The following is an 18,774-nucleotide window of genomic DNA, read 5'->3' as shown; positions in this document are numbered from 1 at the left end:
GCAATGCGACAGTGAGGAACCCTGCGAATGATGTTTCGAAATACCCTGCGCCGCGGCTTGACCTTCACCCTGCTCGGCCTGGCACTCGCCACTCCCCTCACCCAGGCTGCCGACGCAGTTTCCCTGACTCTCTATAACGGTCAACACAAGGAAGTCGGCGACGCGATCGCCAAAGCCTTCGAAGCCAAGACCGGCATTCACGTCAATGTACGCAAGGGCAGCAGCAATCAGCTGGCCAGCCAGATCATCGAAGAAGGCGACCGCTCCCCCGCCGACGTCATCTACACCGAAGAATCCCCGCCGCTGAACAACCTCGGCGAGCAAGGCCTGCTGGCCAAGGCCGACGACGCGACCCTGGCTGTTCTGCCGAAAGAATACGTCGCCGGCAACGGCACGTGGATCGGCGTTACCGCCCGGGTTCGCGTGGTGGCTTTCAACCCGAAACTGATCGACGAAAAGGACCTGCCGAAATCGGTGCTGGATTTCGCCGACCCGCAGTGGCAAGGCAAGGTCGGTTTCGTACCGACCAGCGGCGCGTTCCAGGAACAGGCTGTCGCCATCATCAAAAAACACGGCCGCGAAGCCGCCGAAGAATGGCTGACCGGTCTGCGTGCCTTCGGCAAGACCTATAGCAACAACATGGTCGCCCTCAAGGCTGTGGAAAACGGCGAAGTCGCCACCGTGTTGGTGAACAACTATTACTGGTTCGCCCTGCAACGGGAAAAAGGCCAGCTTGATTCGAAACTGCATTACTTCACCGGCGGTGACGTTGGCGGCCTGATCACCGTGTCCAGCGCAGCCGTGCTGAAATCCAGCAAACATCCAAAAGAAGCCCAGCAATTCCTCGCCTACATGGCCAGCGAAGAAGGCCAGCGCGTGATCACCCAGACCACCGCCGAATACCCGCTGCACAAAGGCATGGAATCGGATCGCGGCCTCAAGCCTTTCAGTGAACTGGAAGCGCCGGACGTCACGCCGGCCGATCTGGGTAATGCCGAGGAAGCGCTGGAGCTGGAACGCGAAGTTGGCCTGAACTGATGACCGCATCGTTATCCGCCCCCGCTACACGCGGGGGTTACGTGCCACGGCGCAAGCGGCCGTCGATCTGGCTGATGCTGCCGGTGTTGTTGCTGGTGGTCATGAGCCTGTTGCCGCTGGCCTACGTCGGGCTCAAAGCCTGGCAGGCGGGCTGGTCCGAGGCGCTGCACTTGCTGTGGCGCCCGTATGTGTTCGGCCTGCTGCGCAATACGCTAGCGCTGATGGTTGGCGTAACCGTGACCTGTGGCCTGATCGGCCTGTCGCTGGCGTGGTTGCTGGAGCGCAGCAATCTGCCGGGCCGACGGCTGTGGGGCGTGATTCTTTGCCTGCCGTTCGCGGTGCCGGCATTTGTCAGCAGCTTCACCTGGGTTTCGCTCAGTGCGCAGTTCGAAGGACTCGGCGGGGCGATCCTGGTGATGAGCCTGTCGAAGTACCCGCTGATCTTTCTGCCAGTGGCCGCCACACTGCGCAATCTTGATCCCTCCCTTGAAGAGTCGGCTCGCACACTGGGACAGAATCGCTGGGGCGTGTTTTTCCGCGTCACCCTGCCCCTGCTCCGGCCTTCGCTGCTGGCCGGCTCGTTGCTGATCGCATTGCACATGCTCGTGGAGTTCGGCGCACTGTCGATCATTGGTCTGCAAACCTTCACCACCGCGATCTATCAGCAATTCGAACTGGAATTCAGCAATGCCAACGCGGCAATGCTGTCGGCAGTGTTGCTGGCGCTGTGCCTGATGCTGTTGTGGCTGGAGTTGCGCGTGCGCGGCAAGGGCCGTCATGTGCGCACTGGCCAGGGAGCGGCGCGTCGGGCTGAACAAGTGCGACTCGGGCCTTGGACGATTGCCGGTCAGCTGTATTGCCTGATGCTGGCGATTGTCGGCAGCGGGATTCCGCTGGGCATGCTGGCCTACTGGCTCGCCGTGGGGTCGTCAGCAGCCTTCCCGGTGGCAGCAATCACCGAAGCATTGCTGTCGTCACTGGCACTATCGCTGGGTGGCGCGGGATTGTGTCTGGTACTGGCGGTGCCGGTCGGGTTGCTGGTGGTGCGCTACAAAGGCCAATTGGCGATCTGGGCCGAGCGCTTGCCCTATCTGCTGCACGCCCTGCCGGGATTAGTGATCGCCCTGACGCTGGTGTATTTCGCCCTGCATTACGTGCCGGCGCTGTACCAGACCTCCGCGCTATTGCTGATCGCTTATGCGCTGCTGTTTCTGCCGCTGGCTCAGGCGCCGATCCGCACGGCTTTGAACAAGGCCGCACCGCAACTCGAAGAAGCCGCCCGCACGCTGGGCGCCTCTTCGTTCACGGCGTTCTGCCGAGTGACCCTGCCGATTATCTTTCCGGCACTTGGCGCGGCGTTTGCGCTGGTGTTTCTGGATGCCATGAAAGAACTGACGGCGACGCTGCTTCTGAGCCCGACCGGGCTCAACACATTGGCGACCGAAGTCTGGGCGCACACCGCGAATGTCGAGTTCGCAGCGGCGGCGCCTTATGCGGCGTTGTTGATTGTGGTGTCCGGGCTGCCGGTGTATCTGCTGACGACCCGAATGTATTTGAGCCGATAAAAAAATCGCAGCCGAGGCTGCGATTTTTTTTGCCCGGACTATCAGGCCCGGAACTGCCCCAGACTCGCCTTGAGCTGCGCCGCCAGACCATCCAGCACCTTGCCGCTGGCCGTGGTCTCGACCACCGCCTGGGCGGCTTTCTCGGCCTGGGCATGAATCGTCTCGACCCGCCCACGTACAGCCTGCGCGCCTTGCGCCTGATGCGCCGCTGCCTGAGTCGCCAGGCCAATCGCCGCATGCACCTGCTCGACCGACGCCTGCACCGACTGCTGCAACCGCGCACTGTCACGCAGCACCAGCAAACCTTCGCTGGCCTGACGCCCGGCCTGGCCGATCGCTTCCACCGCCTCACGGGCACCCTGCTGCAAGGCCACGATGTGCGCCTGAATGTCGCCGGTGGAGCTTTGGGTCTTGCTCGCCAACGCGCGGACTTCATCCGCCACCACTGCAAACCCGCGACCGGTCTCGCCGGCCCGGGCCGCTTCGATGGCCGCGTTGAGCGCCAGCAGGTTGGTCTGCTCGGCGATGCCGTGAATCACGGTCAGCACCACTTCGATCTGCTCGCTCTGCTGCGCCAGCCGTTCGATAACTTTCGCCCCGGTATCGACCTGCCCCGCCAGCGCCTCGATCAGACTGCCGACCTTGGCCGAGGTGCGAGTGTTCTCGTCAGTGGCCTGGCGAATATCCACCACCTGCTTCAGCGCCGCCTGCATCGCATGACTTTCCGATTGCGCTTCGTCGGCCATTTGCGAAAGCGCCCGCAGGCTTTCGGCCACTTCATCACGCTGCATCCCGGCCGCAGCATCGGCACCGGCGTTGCGCAGGGTCATGGCGCCGATTTCCAGACCGGTACGCTGAGCCACATCCCCGGCCTCGCGCACGATCGGCTGCAACTTGTCCACAAAGCGGTTGACCGCCGACGCCATGTCGCCGATTTCGTCCTTGCTGTTGATCTGCACGCGCTTGGTCAGATCGCCCTCGCCTGCTGCCAGATCATCCATGGCGGCGTTGAGCATTTTCAGGCGATTGACCACTCGATGACCGAGCACCACCGCCAGCAGCAACAGCACGCCGGCACCGACCAGCGCCAGGCCCATGCCGATACGCCAACGCAGGGTTGCTGCTGCGTCCTGCACGGTACTGGTGGTGTTGGCCTTCATTTCGGCAGCCGTGGATTGCGCCGATTGCAGGCGCGCACGCATGGCGGTGGCACTGTCGGCAGCGGCGCCCTTGAGGCTGTCGCCGACCAGTTGATCGCTGCTGGCAATCAACGCCGTGAAGCGCTGATCGAGCGCCGCCAGATCGGTTTCAACCGAGGCGGTCGAGACGCCCATCAGCACCTTGCCGATTTCCACGCCATTGGGATTGATCGAGGCTTCGAGGTAGTAGACCGACGGATCGTTCTTCGCCGCATCCAGCACTTTATCCAGCGCCCGCTCACCCTGGCCTTTTTCCAAAAGGGCCTTGTTGATCGGGTTTTCGCGGTTGAGGTAGCGGGTCAGATGTTGGCCGGTGGCGTCGTCATACACCACGAAAAGCACGTTGGGATTGCGCTGGGCCCGGCGGGCGAACTCGGACAGGGTCGGCACGTCGCTGTCCCACATGGCGCGAGGCGCCACCGAGGCCAGCAACTGGGCCATGTCATTGGCCGAATCCTTCAGGTCTTTTTCCAGAGTCGCACGCAGCTGCGCCTGCTCTTCCTTCAGACGCGAGGAAAGGCCGGCGGTAAGACGCTGACGAGTACTTGAGGAGAGGTTGTCGAGGCTCGACGTGACTTCGCGCCCGGCCTGCTCCAGCTCACCGGACAACTTCTGGCTGTCGGCGCCCAGGCGAGTGCCGAGATCGGCTTCCAGTGCGGTGACGGTGCTCCGCGTCAGGGCGACGGCCACCAGCACTTGCACCAAAAGGGCGATACCAAGGGTAACGAACACAGGCCGCAACAAACGGCTTTGTAACAGTGAGAGAACGGCTGACACTTTGAATCCCTCTACTTCTGACGCCATTAATTTGATGGCACTCTTGTAGACAGAATCACAGCAAAGGTCATGCCGTCCAACAGGCATAAACGACAAAGGCCCCGATGAAGGGGCCTTTGTGTTTTTACATCAACGACTTATCAAGCGAACGGATGGCGCAGAACGATGGTTTCGTTGCGGTCCGGGCCCGTCGAAATAATGTCGATCGGCGCGCCGATCAACTCTTCAACGCGTTTGATGTAGGCACGAGCGTTAGCCGGCAGCTCTTCCAGGGTTTTGGCACCCACGGTCGATTCGGTCCAGCCTGGCACTTCTTCGTACACAGGCTGCAGACCTACGTAGCTGTCAGCGTCAGTCGGGGCAACAGCGTTGCCTTGTGCATCCTTGTAGCCGGTGCAGATGTTTATGGTTTCCAGACCGTCGAGTACGTCCAGCTTGGTCAGGCAGATGCCCGAGATGCTGTTCACATCGATAGCGCGACGCAGGATAACGGCGTCGAACCAGCCGCAACGACGGGCACGGCCGGTGGTAGCACCGAACTCGTGACCTTGCTTGGCCAGGTGCGCACCGACTTCGTCGAACAGCTCGGTCGGGAATGGACCCGAACCTACGCGAGTGGTGTAAGCCTTGGTGATGCCCAGGATGTAATCCAGGAACATCGGGCCAACGCCCGAACCGGTCGCAACGCCACCCGCGGTGGTGTTGGAGCTGGTCACGTACGGATAGGTACCGTGGTCGATGTCGAGCAACGAACCCTGGGCGCCTTCGAACATGATGTCTTTGCCGGCGCGACGCAGGTCGTGCAGCTCGGCAGTCACGTCCAGCATCAGCGGCTTGAGCAGCTCGGCGTATTCCTTGCACTCGGCCAGAGTCTTTTCGTACTCGATGGCAGGCTCTTTGTAGTAACCGACCAGCATGAAGTTGTGGTAGTCCACCAGTTCACGCAGCTTGTCTTCAAAGCGCGGCATGTTGAGCAGGTCGCCAACACGCAGGCCACGACGTGCAACCTTGTCTTCGTAAGCCGGGCCGATGCCGCGACCGGTCGTACCGATCTTCAGCTCGCCGCGGGCCTTTTCACGGGCCTGGTCCAGCGCCACGTGGAAGGACAGGATCAGCGGGCAGGAAGGGCTGATGCGCAGGCGCTCGCGCACCGGTACGCCTTTCTCTTCCAGCTTGGTGATCTCGCGCAGCAGGGCGTCAGGTGCAACCACCACGCCGTTGCCGATCAGGCACTGCACGCCTTCGCGCAGCACGCCCGACGGGATCAGGTGCAAGACGGTTTTTTCACCGTCGATCACCAGAGTGTGACCGGCGTTGTGGCCACCCTGGTAGCGCACTACGGCGGCAGCATGTTCGGTCAGCAGATCAACGATCTTGCCTTTGCCCTCATCACCCCATTGGGTGCCCAGGACTACGACATTCTTACCCATAACACTTGTCCTCATTCGCGCAAACTTGGTGCCGGCGTCAGCCGGCAGGAAAACTCAAGAAGCCAGTGGCGATACTTGCCAAAGCCCGTTCTGCTGGATCAATTGCCGGTCGCAGTCCGCATCACGGGCGGCGGCCAAAGGTTGTCCAGGCAACGCCTGAACGACACGCTGACCCTCACTGCGCAACTGGCAAACCTGCTGCCAGAGTGCCGCATCCGTACTGTCAGGCATCCAGATACCGCCAGACGGTAGCTCGATCTCAGCACGCCCCAGGGTCACCAGGGTTTTCAAATCGGTGGAGAAGCCGGTGGCCGGACGGGCGCGACCGAAGTCGGCGCCGATGTCGTCGTAGCGACCGCCCTGGGCGATGGACTGGCCAACACCCGGCACGAACACCGCGAACACCACACCGGTGTGGTAGTGATAACCGCGCAGCTCGCCGAGGTCGAAGTACAGCGGCAGCTCCGGGAAACGCACCGACAGACGCTCGGCAATCGCCAGCAAGTCTTCCAGTGCCGCCAGTACCGGGGCCGGCGCATTGGCCAGACGCTCGCGGGCAGCGGTCAGTACTTCACGACCGCCGCACAGGTCGACCAGCGCACGCAGCATGCCGGACAGATCGGCCGGCAGGCCTTCGGTCAAGGTAATGACCTCGTCGATGGCCTTGCGTTGCAACGCATCGAACAACTGCTGCTCGACTTCACCCGACAGGCCGGCCGCCTGGGCCAGACCGCGGTAGATGCCGACATGTCCGAGGTCCATGTGCACGTCCGGCACGTCGGCCAGTTGCAGCATGGCCAGCATCAGGCTGATGACTTCGACGTCGCTGCTCGGGCTGGCATCGCCGTACAACTCGGCGCCCAACTGGATCGGGCTGCGCGAGGACGACAAGGCACGCGGCTGGGCATGCAGCACACTGCCGGCGTAGCACAGACGGCTCGGGCCTTCGCGACGCAGGGTGTGCGCATCGATGCGCGCCACTTGCGGCGTGATGTCGGCACGGAAACCCATCTGCCGGCCCGATTGCGGGTCGATGACCTTGAAGGTACGCAGATCCAGGTCCTGGCCCGCGCCGGTCAGCAGGGATTCCAGATACTCGATATGGGGAGTCACGACAAACTCGTAACCCCAGCTCTGGAACAGATCCAACACCTGACGACGCGCGACTTCAATGCGCGCCGCTTCCGGTGGCAGTACTTCTTCGATGCCATCTGGCAGCAGCCAGCGGTCTACCGTTGCCATTACGCCATTCCCCTTAGATCCGGGCGGCCAGCCCGAGGGCGAGCCTTGAGTGAAGCAGAAAATGACCGGCCCGTTCAAAACGCACGCGCATGAACGACGCGGCGAAAGGCCTGTTACCGGCTTCGCCCATCACTTTCCTCGAAAAACTGTCGGGCCATTCAACCCGATCTTCTGCAACAAAAACAGCAATCAAACGTGCAGACGCAAAAAAGCCGGGAATTTCCCGGCTGCCGCATCATACACACGTTTTCCCAAAGGATCACCCCGCCCGAGGTTTTAGCCGCCGGGCGGAATGATTCAGGTCAACGTCGTATCAAGGCTTGGACTTTTCCAGGTAACGGAAGAAGTCGCTGCTTGGGTCGAGGACCAGGACGTCGGATTTGTTCGCGAAGCTTTCACGGTAGGCACGCAGGCTACGGTAGAAACCGTAGAACTCCTGATCCTGACCGTAGGCCTTGGAGTAGATCGCAGCGGCCTGGGCGTCGCCGTCACCGCGAATCTCTTCGGATTCACGATAGGCTTCAGCCAGCAGCACGCGGCGTTGACGATCGGCGTCGGCACGGATGCCTTCGGCCAGCTCGTTACCCTTGGCGCGGTGCTCGCGAGCTTCACGCTCACGCTCGGTGCTCATACGCTCGAACACGCTGCGGTTCACTTCTTTCGGCAGATCGATGGCCTTGACCCGGACATCGACCACTTCGATACCCAGCTCTTTTTCCGCCATCTTGTTCAGCGACGCGGTGATGTCAGCCATCAGCGCATCGCGCTCACCGGACACCACTTCGTGCAGGGTGCGCTTACCGAACTGGTCACGCAGGCCCGATTCCAGACGACGGGACAGACGCTCGTCGGCGATCTGCTTGAGGCCGGACGTTGCGGTGTAGAAGCGCTCGGCATCTTTCACGCGCCACTTGGCGTAGGCATCGACCATCACGGCTTTCTTTTCCAGCGTCAGGAAGCGTTGTGTCGGTGCGTCCAGCGTCATCAGACGTGCGTCGAATTTACGCACCTGGTTAACGTAAGGAACCTTCACGTGCAGACCCGGCTGAACGTCAGCCTGAACCACGCGACCGAATTGCAGCAACACCGCGCGCTCGGTCTGAGCAACGATGTAGAAGCAGTTCCAGCCAACCAGTACCACAACAACGCCAACGATCAGGGCGATCAGCGATTTATTGCTCATCAGCGGGTCTCCCTTGTACGCGACTGCGGCAGGTCAGTGACATGCGGCGCAGCATCCGTGTTGTTGCTGACGGCAGCCGAACCGGTGACCGGTGCATTGCTGCCCGAACTGTTCTGAATCATCTTGTCCAGCGGCAGGTAAAGCAGGTTGCTCTGGCCGTTCTTGTTGCCGGTCACGAGTACCTTGCTGGTGCTGCTGAAGACTTCCTGCATGGTGTCCAGGTACAGACGCTGGCGAGTGACCTCGGGCGCCTTGCGATACTCGGCGACCAGTTTGGTGAAGCGATCTGCCTCACCCTTGGCGCGCGAGACCGTTTCGTCACGGTAACCGTTGGCATCTTCGAGGATGCGCTGTGCCTGACCACGGGCTTCCGGCACCACGCCGTTGGCGTAGGTTTCAGCCTGGTTGCGCGAACGCTGCTCGTCTTCACGGGCGCGGATCACGTCATCGAAGGCTTCCTGCACTTCACGCGGTGCCGCTGCGCTCTGTACGTTGACCTGGGTGACGGTGATACCGGTGCGATAGGTATCGAGGAAACGTTGCAGACGCTCCTTGATCTCGCTGGCCATCAGCTCACGACCTTCGGTCAGCACCTGGTCCATCGCGGTGGAACCCACCACATGGCGCAGCGCACTGTCGGTCGCGTGTTGCAGGCTGATTTCCGGCTGGTCGACGTTCAGCACGAAGTCCTGCAGGTTGCTGATCTTGTACTGCACGGTCAGCGGCACTTCGACGATGTTCTCGTCTTCGGTCAGCATCTGGCCCTGCTTGGTGTAGGCACGCTCACGCGTGACGTTCTCCATGTACTTCTTGTCGATCGGCGGGAAGTAGATGTTCAGGCCGGGACCGACAGTCTCGTAGTACTTGCCGAAGCGCAGCACCACGGCCTGCTCCTGCTCGTCCACGACGTACACCGCGCTGTACAGCCAGACGGCCGCCAGCACGACCAGGCCGATGCCGAGCAGGCCGCCGAAGCCGCCGCTCTTGCCCGAGCCACCACCGTCATCACCGCGTTTTTTTCCACCACCGAACAACCCGTTCAGGCTTTCCTGCAGCTTTCGGAAGGCCTCGTCGAGATCCGGCGGTCCCTTGCGGTCGCCGTTGTTGCGACGCTTGCCACCCCAAGGATCCTGATTGTTCGAGTTGCCACCCGGCTCATTCCAAGCCATAGCGCTCTCCATCTGATAAAGCAAAGACGCACCCACGGCGCGCCGACCAATGCTACAGAATGCCTGCCGTTGCGGCACAACCGCTTTGCCAGGCTTTTATTGCAAAGTGTGTTGCTCGATGAACTCCGTCGGCACAACGCCTTCACGACTCACCAGTCGATTGAGCTCCGAGCGTGGCAATCGAACGGCCAGCAAGCTGACCCCTTCTTCGTCGTGTTCTTCTTTCTGTACCGCGCCCAGTTCGAAGAACTGCGCACGCAGACGCGCGAACCGCTGAGGCAGGCGCAAGGTTCCTACGAACAGGTCACTGCCCAACAACTCGGCAATCGCCTGCTCGAGCAATTCCAGACCGGTGCCATCACGCGCCGACAGCCAGACCCGCTGGGGCTTGCCGTTTTCATCGCGCTGGATTTGTGGCTCAACGCCTTCAAGCAAATCGAGTTTGTTATAGACCTCGAGGATCGGCAAGTCCTGGGCACCGATCTCGCCCAGCACCACCATCACCTGCTCGATCTGCAACATGCGATCCGGTTCGGCCGCATCGATCACGTGCAACAGCAGGTCGGAGTTGCTCGACTCTTCGAGCGTAGACCGAAATGCCTCGACCAGTTTGTGCGGCAAGTGGCGGATGAAACCCACCGTGTCGGCCAGGACAATCGGCCCCAGATCGTCCAGATCCAGACGGCGCAGGGTCGGGTCGAGCGTGGCGAACAGCTGGTCAGCCGCGTACACGTCGGACTTGGTCACGTTATTGAACAGCGTGGACTTGCCGGCGTTGGTGTATCCCACCAGAGACACGGTAGGGATATCCGCACGCGAGCGGCCGCGACGCGACTGTTCGCGCTGGCTGCGCACTTTTTCCAGCCGGCCCTTGATCTGGCGCAGGCGTACCCGCAGCAGTCGCCGGTCGGTTTCGAGCTGGGTTTCACCCGGGCCGCGCATGCCGATACCACCACCTTGACGCTCAAGGTGAGTCCAGCCGCGAACCAGCCGGGTGCTCATGTGGTCAAGCTGGGCCAGTTCTACCTGGAGCTTGCCCTCATGGGTACGGGCGCGTTGGGCGAAAATATCGAGAATCAGACCGGTACGGTCGATCACGCGACACTCGAAAACACGTTCGAGGTTACGTTCCTGACTGGGCGTAAGGACGTGATTGAAGATCACCAGATCGGCTTCTTCGGCGTGGACCAGGTCGCGCAATTCCTCGACCTTGCCGCTGCCAATCAGGTATTTGGCGGTTGGCCGATGACGCGGCACGTTAAAAAACGCAACGGTCTCGGCGCCAGCCGAATTTGCCAGTTCCTGAAACTCCTGCGGATCTTCGCGCGCCTCAGGGTCCTGTCCATCCAAGTGAACGAGGATGACTCGTTCACCACCACCGTGGCGCTCAAAGAACAAAGGAGACTCCTATCAGGCGTTACCTGGCTCAGCGTCACCTGCTTCGGATTCGGTTGCGCTTGGCAGACGAATTGGACGAACCGGCACGACTGTAGAGATAGCGTGTTTGTAAACCATCTGGCTGACGGTGTTCTTCAGCAGGATAACGAACTGGTCGAACGACTCGATCGTGCCTTGCAGTTTGATCCCGTTCACCAGGTAGATGGAAACCCCCACTTTCTCTTTACGTAAAGTATTCAAGTAAGGGTCTTGTAGCGAATGCCCTTTTGACATGTGCCGCACTCCTTTAAGGATTCAATATAAAAAATAGGTAAACAGATGGCTTTTGCCGCCACACCCCCAAGGATAGACGGCAATTGCAAGGACTCAGCTCAATATGGAGATCGTCCCAAGGTATTTCAAGGCGCGTGGCAGATTGTCGCAATCCAGACTGTCGAGCCAGTGTAAATCTTTCCAGCTGCGCAGCCAGGTGAACTGGCGTTTGGCCAATTGGCGCGTGGCGATGATGCCCCGCTCATGCATCTCGGCCGACGTCAGCTTGCCATCCAGGAAGTCCCAGACCTGGCGGTAGCCTACAGCACGTATAGACGGCAACCCGGCATGCAGGTCACTTCTATTACGCAGGGCTACGACCTCGTCGATGAATCCCTGTTCCAGCATATTTGTGAATCTTTGTTTAATGCGCTCGTGCAGTACCTGCCGATTAGTTGGAGCAATCGCCAGGTTCGCGACAGTATAGGGCAATTGTTGCAGTCCCGATGCGGCCGCTTCGGTACTTTGTACAGATTGTTTCAGCCGCAGTTCAGTCATGCTCTGACCGCTGACCCGGTAAACTTCCAGCGCACGACTCAGTCGTTGTGGATCGTTCGGATGGATGCGTGCCGCCGACTCCGGATCGATTGCCGCCAGCTGATCGTGCAGGGCTTGCCAGCCAAGGCGTGCGGCCTCTTCTTCAATCTGCGCGCGAACCTCGGGATCGGCCGCCGGCATGTCCGCCAGACCGTCGATCAAAGCCTTGTAATAGAGCATCGTGCCGCCCACCAGCAGCGGAATTTTTCCACGCGCGGTGATCTCGGCCATGGCCTCCAGTGCATCGCGGCGGAAATCCGCTGCCGAATAGGCTTCGGCCGGGTCGAGAATGTCGATCAACCGGTGCGGAAACTCGGCCAGCAGTTCTTTGGACGGTTTGGCGGTGCCGATGTCCATGCCGCGATAGACCAGCGCCGAATCGACGCTGATCAGCTCGCACGGCAGCACCTTGGTCAGCTCGATGGCCAGGTCGGTCTTGCCCGCAGCGGTCGGGCCCATCAGGAAAATCGCTGGAGGAAGCTGGCTCATCAACGACCGCGCAGAAACAGTTTGTCCAGATCGTCCAGGCCCAATTGGGTCCAGGTCGGCCGGCCATGGTTGCATTGACCGCTGCGCTCGGTGTTTTCCATGTCACGCAGCAGGCCGTTCATTTCCGGCAGGGCCAGGCGCCGGTTGGCGCGGATCGCGCCGTGGCAGGCCATGGTGCCGAGCAGTTCGTTCAGATGCGCCTGGATCCGGTCGCTGGTGCCGTATTCCATCAAGTCCGACAGCACATCGCCGACCAGACGGTTGGCTTCGGCCTGTTTGAGCAGGGCCGGGATCTGCCGGATGGCCAGGGTTTCCGGGCCAAGGCGCTGCAATTCAAAACCGAGGCGCTGGAACCAAGCTGCATGTTCTTCAGCGCAATCAGCCTCGCGCTGACTGACCGCCAGCGACTCCGGCACCAGCAGCGGCTGACCGCTCAGGCCTTCGCTGGCCATGGCGACTTTCAGACGTTCGTACATGATGCGCTCGTGAGCGGCGTGCATGTCCACCAAAACCAGGCCTTGGGCGTTCTCGGACAGAATGTAGATGCCCTTGAGCTGCGCCAGCGCGTAGCCAAGCGGCGGAATGTCTTCCTGACCGGCCGGCAGCGCATTGGCGTTCGCTTCGGGCAGCGGCGCAAAAAACTCGCGGTACGCAGCCTGCGCCTCGGCTACCGGCACGGTCGATTGCGGACGCGGCGTGTATTGATATTGATAAGCGCCGCCAGCGCTGGCACCCGACGAGGTATTGAACGCCGGTTGCGCCTGCGGCTGCTCCAGCAGCGCATTGGCCGCCAGACGCATTTCGCCCTGCGGACCGAATTCACCAGCTTCAAGGCCGGTTGGCCGGACGATCGCGGTAGTGACCGATCCGGCAAGCTGATCTTCCGGTCGCACATCGCCGAGGGCACGGTGCAAGGTGCCATACAGGAAGTCATGCACCATGCGTCCGTCACGGAAACGCACTTCGTGTTTGGTCGGGTGCACGTTGACGTCGACCGCTGCCGGATCGACCTCGAAAAACAGCGCGAACGTCGGATGCCGGCCGTTGAACAGCACATCGCGATAAGCCTGACGCACCGCGTGAGCCACCAGTTTGTCACGCACCGCACGGCCGTTGACGAAGAAATACTGCAAGTCCGCCTGACTGCGGTTGAAGGTCGGCAGACCGACCCAGCCCCACAAATGCAGGCCATTGCGCTCGATCTCGATCGGCAGCGCTTGTTCGAGGAAACCCGAACCGCAGATCGCCGCCACACGCCGGGCGCGGGCTGCATCATCGTGGGCCTCGTGCAGGCTGAGGATGGTCTTGCCGTTGTGGCGCAGGTGGAAGGCCACGTCAAAACGCGCCAGCGCCAGACGCTTGATCACTTCTTGCAGGTGATCGAATTCGGTTTTTTCGGTCTTGAGGAATTTGCGGCGTGCCGGGGTGTTGAAGAACAGGTCACGGACTTCCACCGAGGTGCCGACCGGGTGCGCCGCCGGCTGCACGCGGGGCGCCATGTCGCGGCCTTCGGTCTCGACCTGCCAGGCCTGAACGGCATCGCGGGTGCGCGAGGTCAGGGTCAGACGTGCCACGGAGCTGATCGATGCCAAAGCCTCGCCCCGGAAACCCAGGCTCATTACTTGCTCAAGGTCTTCCAGGTTGCGGATCTTGCTGGTGGCGTGACGCGCCAGGGCCAGCGGCAGGTCATCGGCGGAAATACCGCTGCCGTCGTCACGCACTCGCAGCAGTTTGACGCCGCCCTGCTCGACATCGACGTCGATACGTTTGGCGCCGGAGTCGAGGCTGTTTTCCAGCAGCTCCTTGATCACCGAGGCCGGGCGTTCGACCACCTCACCGGCGGCGATCTGGTTCGCCAGCCGCGGGCTGAGCAGTTCGATGCGCGCAGCGTTCAGGACCTGATTCATTCTTTGGACGCCAGTTCGGTGCCGGGAATGGTCAGGTGCTGACCGACTTTCAGATCATCGCTTTTCAGATTGTTGGCACTGCGCAGCGTGGCCGGCGAGATCTGATACCGCACGGCGATCATCGCCACGGTCTCACCCGGGCCGACCCGGTGATCACGCGGCCCCTGAGCGATCTTGCCCGAATCACGCAGCCAGGCGATGTAGGTGCCCGGTGGTGGATTCTGCTGGAAAAACTGGCGCACGCCGCTGCTGATCGAACGCGCCAGCGCCTGCTGGTGGCTCGCTGCCGAAAGCTTGTTCGCTTCGTTGGCGTTGGAGATGAAGCCGGTTTCCACCAGGATCGACGGGATGTCCGGCGACTTCAGCACCATGAACCCGGCCTGCTCCACGCGCTGCTTGTGCAGCGGAGTGACCCGGCCAATGTTAGTCAGGACTTTCTGGCCGACGTTGAGGCTGGAGGTCAGCGAGGCGGTCATCGACAGGTCGAGCAGAACGCCGGCCAGCATCCGGTCCTTGTCGTCGAGGCTGACGTTGCCGGCACCGCCGATCAGGTCGGAACGGTTTTCGCTGTCGGCCAGCCAACGGGCGGTTTCCGAGGTGGCACCACGGTCGGACAGGGCGAACACCGACGCACCGAACGCCGCCGCAGACGGCGCGGCGTCAGCGTGGATCGAGACAAACAGGTCGGCGCCTTTCTTGCGGGCAATCTCGGTACGGCCGCGCAGCGGGATGAAATAGTCGCCAGTACGGGTCAGTTCGGCGCGGAAGCCTTTCATGCCGTTGACCTGACGCTGCAATTCACGGGCGATCTGCAGTACCACGTCTTTCTCGCGCTGACCGCGAGAACCGGACGCACCCGGGTCTTCGCCACCGTGGCCGGCGTCGATGACCACAATGATGTCGCGCTTGCCGGCCGGGGCCGGAGGCAACTTGATCGCAGGCTCGGCCGGGGTGACCGGCACCGCAGGCACGGTCGCAACCGTTGGGGTCGGCGCAGGCGTCGGCGCTGGTGCGGCGTCAGCCGGGTTGTCGAACAGGTCGACGACCAGACGGTTGCCGTACTGCGCATTCGGCGCCAGCGAGAAGCTTTTCGGGGTGACGGCTTTTTTCAGGTCGATGACCACCCGCAGGTCGGTCGGCGTGCGTTGGGCCGAGCGCATGGCGGTGATCGGCGTGTTGGCGGTCTGCACATTCAGCGGCGCGCCGAGGGTGGCGCCGTTGATGTCGATCACCAGACGATCCGGCGCGGTCAGCGTAAAGACGCTGTGCTGCACCGGGCCTGTCAGGTCGAACACCAGTCGCGTGTTGTCCGGCGCCCGCCACAGGCGCACGCTGTTGACCTTCGTCTCGGCCACAGCGTTGACGGTTACTGCCATCAACATCAGTCCAGCGGCAGCCACCAACGCGCGAAAGCGCATACCTAACCCCATCATTCAATTGGTTTCCAATGCCAAAGCGGCACACCAGGCCTCGCCGCGCGAGCCCTGGGATAAAATGGTCAGCGAACGTCCGCTGTCTTGCGGGCTAATGGTAATGGTCAGGTCAGGCTTTGGCAAAAAGCCTGCACCTTTATCGGGCCATTCGATCAGGCACAGGGCGTCGTCTTCGAAATAGTCGCGGATGCCGAGAAACTCCAGCTCCTCCGGATCGACCAGACGATACAGGTCGAAGTGAAACGCCCGGACGTCACCGATCTCGTAGGGCTCGACCAGGGTGAAGGTCGGACTTTTCACCGCCCCCACGTGCCCCAGACCGCGAATGATGCCCCGCGACAGCGTGGTTTTGCCCATCCCGAGATTGCCTTCGAGAAAGATCAGGCCATGGCCCTGGGTGATACGGGCGATGCGTGCGCCAAAGTCGCTCATGGCCTGTTCATCGGCCAGGTACAGGGTTACTTCAGACACGGTGCATGCTCCTCCAACAACTGACGAATGGCTGGAATCAGATCACTGGCCGCCAGCCCACGGCCGAATTTACCTTGTTGCAGACCGGCGTTGGCGTGCAGCCAGACCGCCAGACACGCGGCATCGAAACCGTCCATGCCCTGGGCCAGCAGCGCGCCGATCAGACCGGCCAATACATCGCCAAGACCGGCAGTAGCCATGGCCGGATGGCCTTGATGACACAGCGCCAGACGACCATCGGGATGAGCAATCAGACTGCCTGCACCCTTGAGCACCACCACCGCTGTATATTTTTTGCTCAATGCCAGCGCCGCCGCCGGACGATCGGCCTGCACGTCGGCGGTGCTGATCCCCAGCAGCCGCGCCGCCTCACCCGGATGCGGCGTGATCACGCAATCCTTGGGCAGACTGACGAAACCGGAGGCCAACAGGTTCAGCGCATCGGCATCCCACACCTGCGGCAGCGAGGCATTGGCAGCAGCCGACAGCAGCGCCCTTCCCCAACCGGCCTGACCCAGCCCCGGCCCGACCACCAGCACGGACACCTTTTCCAGCAGCCCCATCAATTGATTGGCCGAAGAAGTGCCCAGCACCATGGCTTCCGGCACCCGGCTTAGCGCCGCCGGCACATGTTCCGGACGAGTCGCCAGCGACACCATACCGGCGCCACTGCGCAAAGCGCTTTCGGTGCTCAACAGAATCGCCCCGCCAAAGCCGTGATCGCCGCCGATCAGCAGCACATGGCCGAAACGCCCCTTGTGCGCCGCCGGCGCGCGAGTAGCCAAACGCGGCAGGTTAACCGCGCTGAGCCGTTGAGCGGTGGCAGGAATGTCACTGAAGTTTTCGGCCGAGGCCTGCAGATCGTTAAACAGCAGTTCGCCGACATGATCCGCGGCCGCGCCCGTGAACAGCCCGAGTTTCAGGCCGATGAATGTCACGGTGAGGTCAGCGTGCACTGCATCACCCAGCGCATGACCGGTATCGGCGCACAATCCAGAAGGGATATCGACCGCCACCACCGGCAGTCCGCTGGCATTGATCGCCGCAATCGCAGCGGCGTAAGGCTCACGCACCTCGCCGCTCAGGCCGGTGCCGAGCAACGCGTCAACGACGATGCCGCGCAACTCGCAGGACAGATCCCACGGGGCAATCGAGACGCCGTCGGCTACGGCTTCGGCGTGCGCCACGGCGGCATCGCCCTTCAAACGCTGCGGCTCGCCGACAGCCAGCACCTGAACCTGCCAACCCGCACGGTGGGCCAGCGCCGCCACCAGATAACCATCGCCGGCGTTGTTGCCGTGCCCGGCCAGCACCGTCATTTCATTCGCGGCCGGCCATTGCCGCACCAGTGCGCGCCACGTCGCATGGGCGGCACGCTGCATCAATTCGAAGCCCGGCGTGCCGGCGGCGATCAGCCGTGCGTCGAGTTCGCGCACCTGTGCGGCACGGTACAGCGCGTCGGGTAATTGATCTTTAGTGTGCGGCATGCGTCTTCGGGCTCCGATGTCTGGCAGAATTATACGCACCTCAGCTCCGGTTTCTCTCGCCTCATGTCCGCCATCACCACAGATCTGCCTGCCCTCGCCCAATCCATCAAGGACTGGGGCCGCGAGCTGGGCTTCCAGCAAGTCGGCATCAGCGGTCTGGATCTGGCCGAGCATGAGCAGCACCTGCAACGCTGGCTCGAGGCCGGCTACCACGGCGAAATGGAGTATATGGGCGCTCACGGCAGCAAACGCTCGCACCCAGAAGAGCTGGTGCCGGGCACCTTGCGCGTGGTGTCGCTGCGCATGGACTACCTGCCGGGCGACACGCAAATGGCGCAATTGCTGGCGAAACCGGAAAAGGCCTATATCTCCCGTTATGCCTTGGGCCGCGATTATCACAAGTTGATCCGTAAACGCGTTCAACAACTGGCGGACAGGATTCAATCCGAGATCGGCCCGTTCGGCTTCCGCGCCTTCGTCGACAGCGCCCCGGTGCTGGAAAAGGCCATCGCCGAACAGGCCGGGCTGGGCTGGATCGGCAAAAACACCCTGGTGCTGAACCGCAAGGCCGGCAGTTACTTCTTTCTCAGCGAACTGTTCGTCGACCTGCCCCTGCCGGTGGATGAACCCCACAGCACCGAGCATTGCGGACGCTGCACCGCGTGCCTCGACATCTGCCCGACCAATGCCTTCGTCGGCCCGTATGTGCTGGACGCGCGACGTTGTATTTCCTACCTGACCATCGAACTGAAGAACGCCATCCCCGAAGACCTGCGACCGCTGATCGGTAACCGGGTGTTCGGCTGCGACGACTGCCAGATCTGCTGCCCGTGGAACCGCTTCGCCCGCCCGTCCGGCGAAAGCGATTTCAAGCCACGGCACAATCTGGACAACGCCGAACTGGCCGAGCTGTTCTTGTGGGATGAAGACAAATTCCTCAGCAGCACCGAGGGTTCGCCGCTGCGCCGTGCCGGTTATGAACGCTGGCTGCGCAATCTGGCGGTGGGGCTGGGAAATGCGCCCTCAACGATTCCGGTGCTGGAAGCATTGCAGGCGCGACGGGATCATCCGTCAGAGTTGGTTAGAGAACATGTCGAATGGGCACTGCGCCAGCATCTGGATAAAAAGCCGTAAAGC

At 61.9% G+C, this 18,774-nt stretch carries 15 protein-coding genes and 1 pseudogene; 3 read left to right on the top strand and 13 right to left on the bottom strand.

Features of this window, described 5'->3' with window-relative positions:
* Positions 1-27: 27 nt before the first annotated feature.
* Both CAF90_RS22180 and CAF90_RS22175 read left to right on the top strand, forming a co-directional pair.
* Positions 28-1,038, top strand: a complete 1,011-nt coding sequence (locus tag CAF90_RS22180; protein ID WP_085608502.1) for an extracellular solute-binding protein — start codon at positions 28-30, stop codon at positions 1,036-1,038.
* Positions 1,038-2,603, top strand: coding sequence for an iron ABC transporter permease (locus CAF90_RS22175; protein WP_085608501.1), 1,566 nt, complete (start codon positions 1,038-1,040; stop codon positions 2,601-2,603). Before CAF90_RS22180 ends, CAF90_RS22175 begins: the two co-directional genes overlap by 1 nt.
* A 41-nt stretch (positions 2,604-2,644) precedes the next feature.
* On the opposite strand, the gene CAF90_RS29985 is transcribed toward CAF90_RS22175, so the two are convergent.
* From CAF90_RS29985 to CAF90_RS22115, 13 genes and pseudogenes are all read right to left on the bottom strand, one after another.
* Positions 2,645-3,349 (bottom strand): methyl-accepting chemotaxis protein, encoded by a 705-nt coding sequence (locus CAF90_RS29985; protein WP_371856503.1) that lies wholly within the window; start codon positions 3,347-3,349, stop codon positions 2,645-2,647.
* Between the two features lie 201 nt (positions 3,350-3,550).
* Positions 3,551-3,604, bottom strand: a pseudogene (locus CAF90_RS29980) (hypothetical protein); the annotation flags it as partial.
* Positions 3,605-4,719: 1,115 nt separating this feature from the next.
* The gene (locus CAF90_RS22165) at positions 4,720-6,009 is read right to left on the bottom strand and encodes an adenylosuccinate synthase (protein WP_007950715.1); all 1,290 of its coding nucleotides are present in this window, start codon (positions 6,007-6,009) and stop codon (positions 4,720-4,722) included.
* 54 nt (positions 6,010-6,063) lie between these two features.
* A complete protein-coding gene (locus tag CAF90_RS22160) occupies positions 6,064-7,251 on the bottom strand; it encodes an ATP phosphoribosyltransferase regulatory subunit (RefSeq protein ID WP_007950716.1) in 1,188 nt (395 codons plus the stop codon).
* A gap of 313 nt (positions 7,252-7,564) precedes the next feature.
* Entirely contained in the window at positions 7,565-8,434 is an 870-nt protein-coding gene (gene hflC / locus CAF90_RS22155) for a protease modulator HflC (protein ID WP_007950723.1), read from the bottom strand.
* Positions 8,434-9,603, bottom strand: coding sequence for an FtsH protease activity modulator HflK (gene hflK, locus CAF90_RS22150; RefSeq protein WP_085608500.1), 1,170 nt, complete (start codon positions 9,601-9,603; stop codon positions 8,434-8,436). The genes hflC and hflK overlap by 1 nt, the downstream gene beginning before the upstream one ends.
* Before the next feature lie 96 nt (positions 9,604-9,699).
* On the bottom strand, positions 9,700-11,001 hold the full coding sequence (hflX, locus tag CAF90_RS22145) for a ribosome rescue GTPase HflX (protein ID WP_007950725.1): 1,302 nt from the start codon (positions 10,999-11,001) through the stop codon (positions 9,700-9,702).
* 12 nt (positions 11,002-11,013) lie between these two features.
* Positions 11,014-11,274 carry an RNA chaperone Hfq gene (hfq, locus tag CAF90_RS22140; protein WP_007902656.1) on the bottom strand — a complete coding sequence of 87 codons (261 nt, stop codon included), beginning with the start codon at positions 11,272-11,274 and terminating at the stop codon, positions 11,014-11,016.
* Between the two features lie 93 nt (positions 11,275-11,367).
* Complete coding sequence (gene miaA, locus CAF90_RS22135) at positions 11,368-12,339, bottom strand: tRNA (adenosine(37)-N6)-dimethylallyltransferase MiaA (protein ID WP_085608499.1); 972 nt, start codon at positions 12,337-12,339, stop codon at positions 11,368-11,370.
* The gene (gene mutL / locus CAF90_RS22130; RefSeq protein ID WP_085608498.1) at positions 12,339-14,246 is read right to left on the bottom strand and encodes a DNA mismatch repair endonuclease MutL; all 1,908 of its coding nucleotides are present in this window, start codon (positions 14,244-14,246) and stop codon (positions 12,339-12,341) included. The genes miaA and mutL overlap by 1 nt, the downstream gene beginning before the upstream one ends.
* Positions 14,243-15,628 (bottom strand): N-acetylmuramoyl-L-alanine amidase, encoded by a 1,386-nt coding sequence (locus CAF90_RS22125; RefSeq protein ID WP_371915873.1) that lies wholly within the window; start codon positions 15,626-15,628, stop codon positions 14,243-14,245. Before CAF90_RS22125 ends, mutL begins: the two co-directional genes overlap by 4 nt.
* A gap of 51 nt (positions 15,629-15,679) precedes the next feature.
* A complete protein-coding gene (gene tsaE, locus CAF90_RS22120; RefSeq protein ID WP_007950729.1) occupies positions 15,680-16,150 on the bottom strand; it encodes a tRNA (adenosine(37)-N6)-threonylcarbamoyltransferase complex ATPase subunit type 1 TsaE in 471 nt (156 codons plus the stop codon).
* Complete coding sequence (locus CAF90_RS22115; protein ID WP_085608497.1) at positions 16,138-17,637, bottom strand: NAD(P)H-hydrate dehydratase; 1,500 nt, start codon at positions 17,635-17,637, stop codon at positions 16,138-16,140. Before CAF90_RS22115 ends, tsaE begins: the two co-directional genes overlap by 13 nt.
* A gap of 63 nt (positions 17,638-17,700) precedes the next feature.
* Between CAF90_RS22115 and queG the strand changes: the two genes are divergently transcribed.
* Positions 17,701-18,771, top strand: coding sequence for a tRNA epoxyqueuosine(34) reductase QueG (gene queG / locus CAF90_RS22110; RefSeq protein WP_085608496.1), 1,071 nt, complete (start codon positions 17,701-17,703; stop codon positions 18,769-18,771).
* Positions 18,772-18,774: the final 3 nt, after the last annotated feature.

The organism is Pseudomonas sp. B37(2017), from assembly GCF_002112885.1.
Classification (GTDB): domain Bacteria; phylum Pseudomonadota; class Gammaproteobacteria; order Pseudomonadales; family Pseudomonadaceae; genus Aquipseudomonas; species Aquipseudomonas paraglycinae.
Note: the sequence above shows the minus strand (reverse complement) of the source record. Positions and strands in the feature narration are given on the sequence as shown.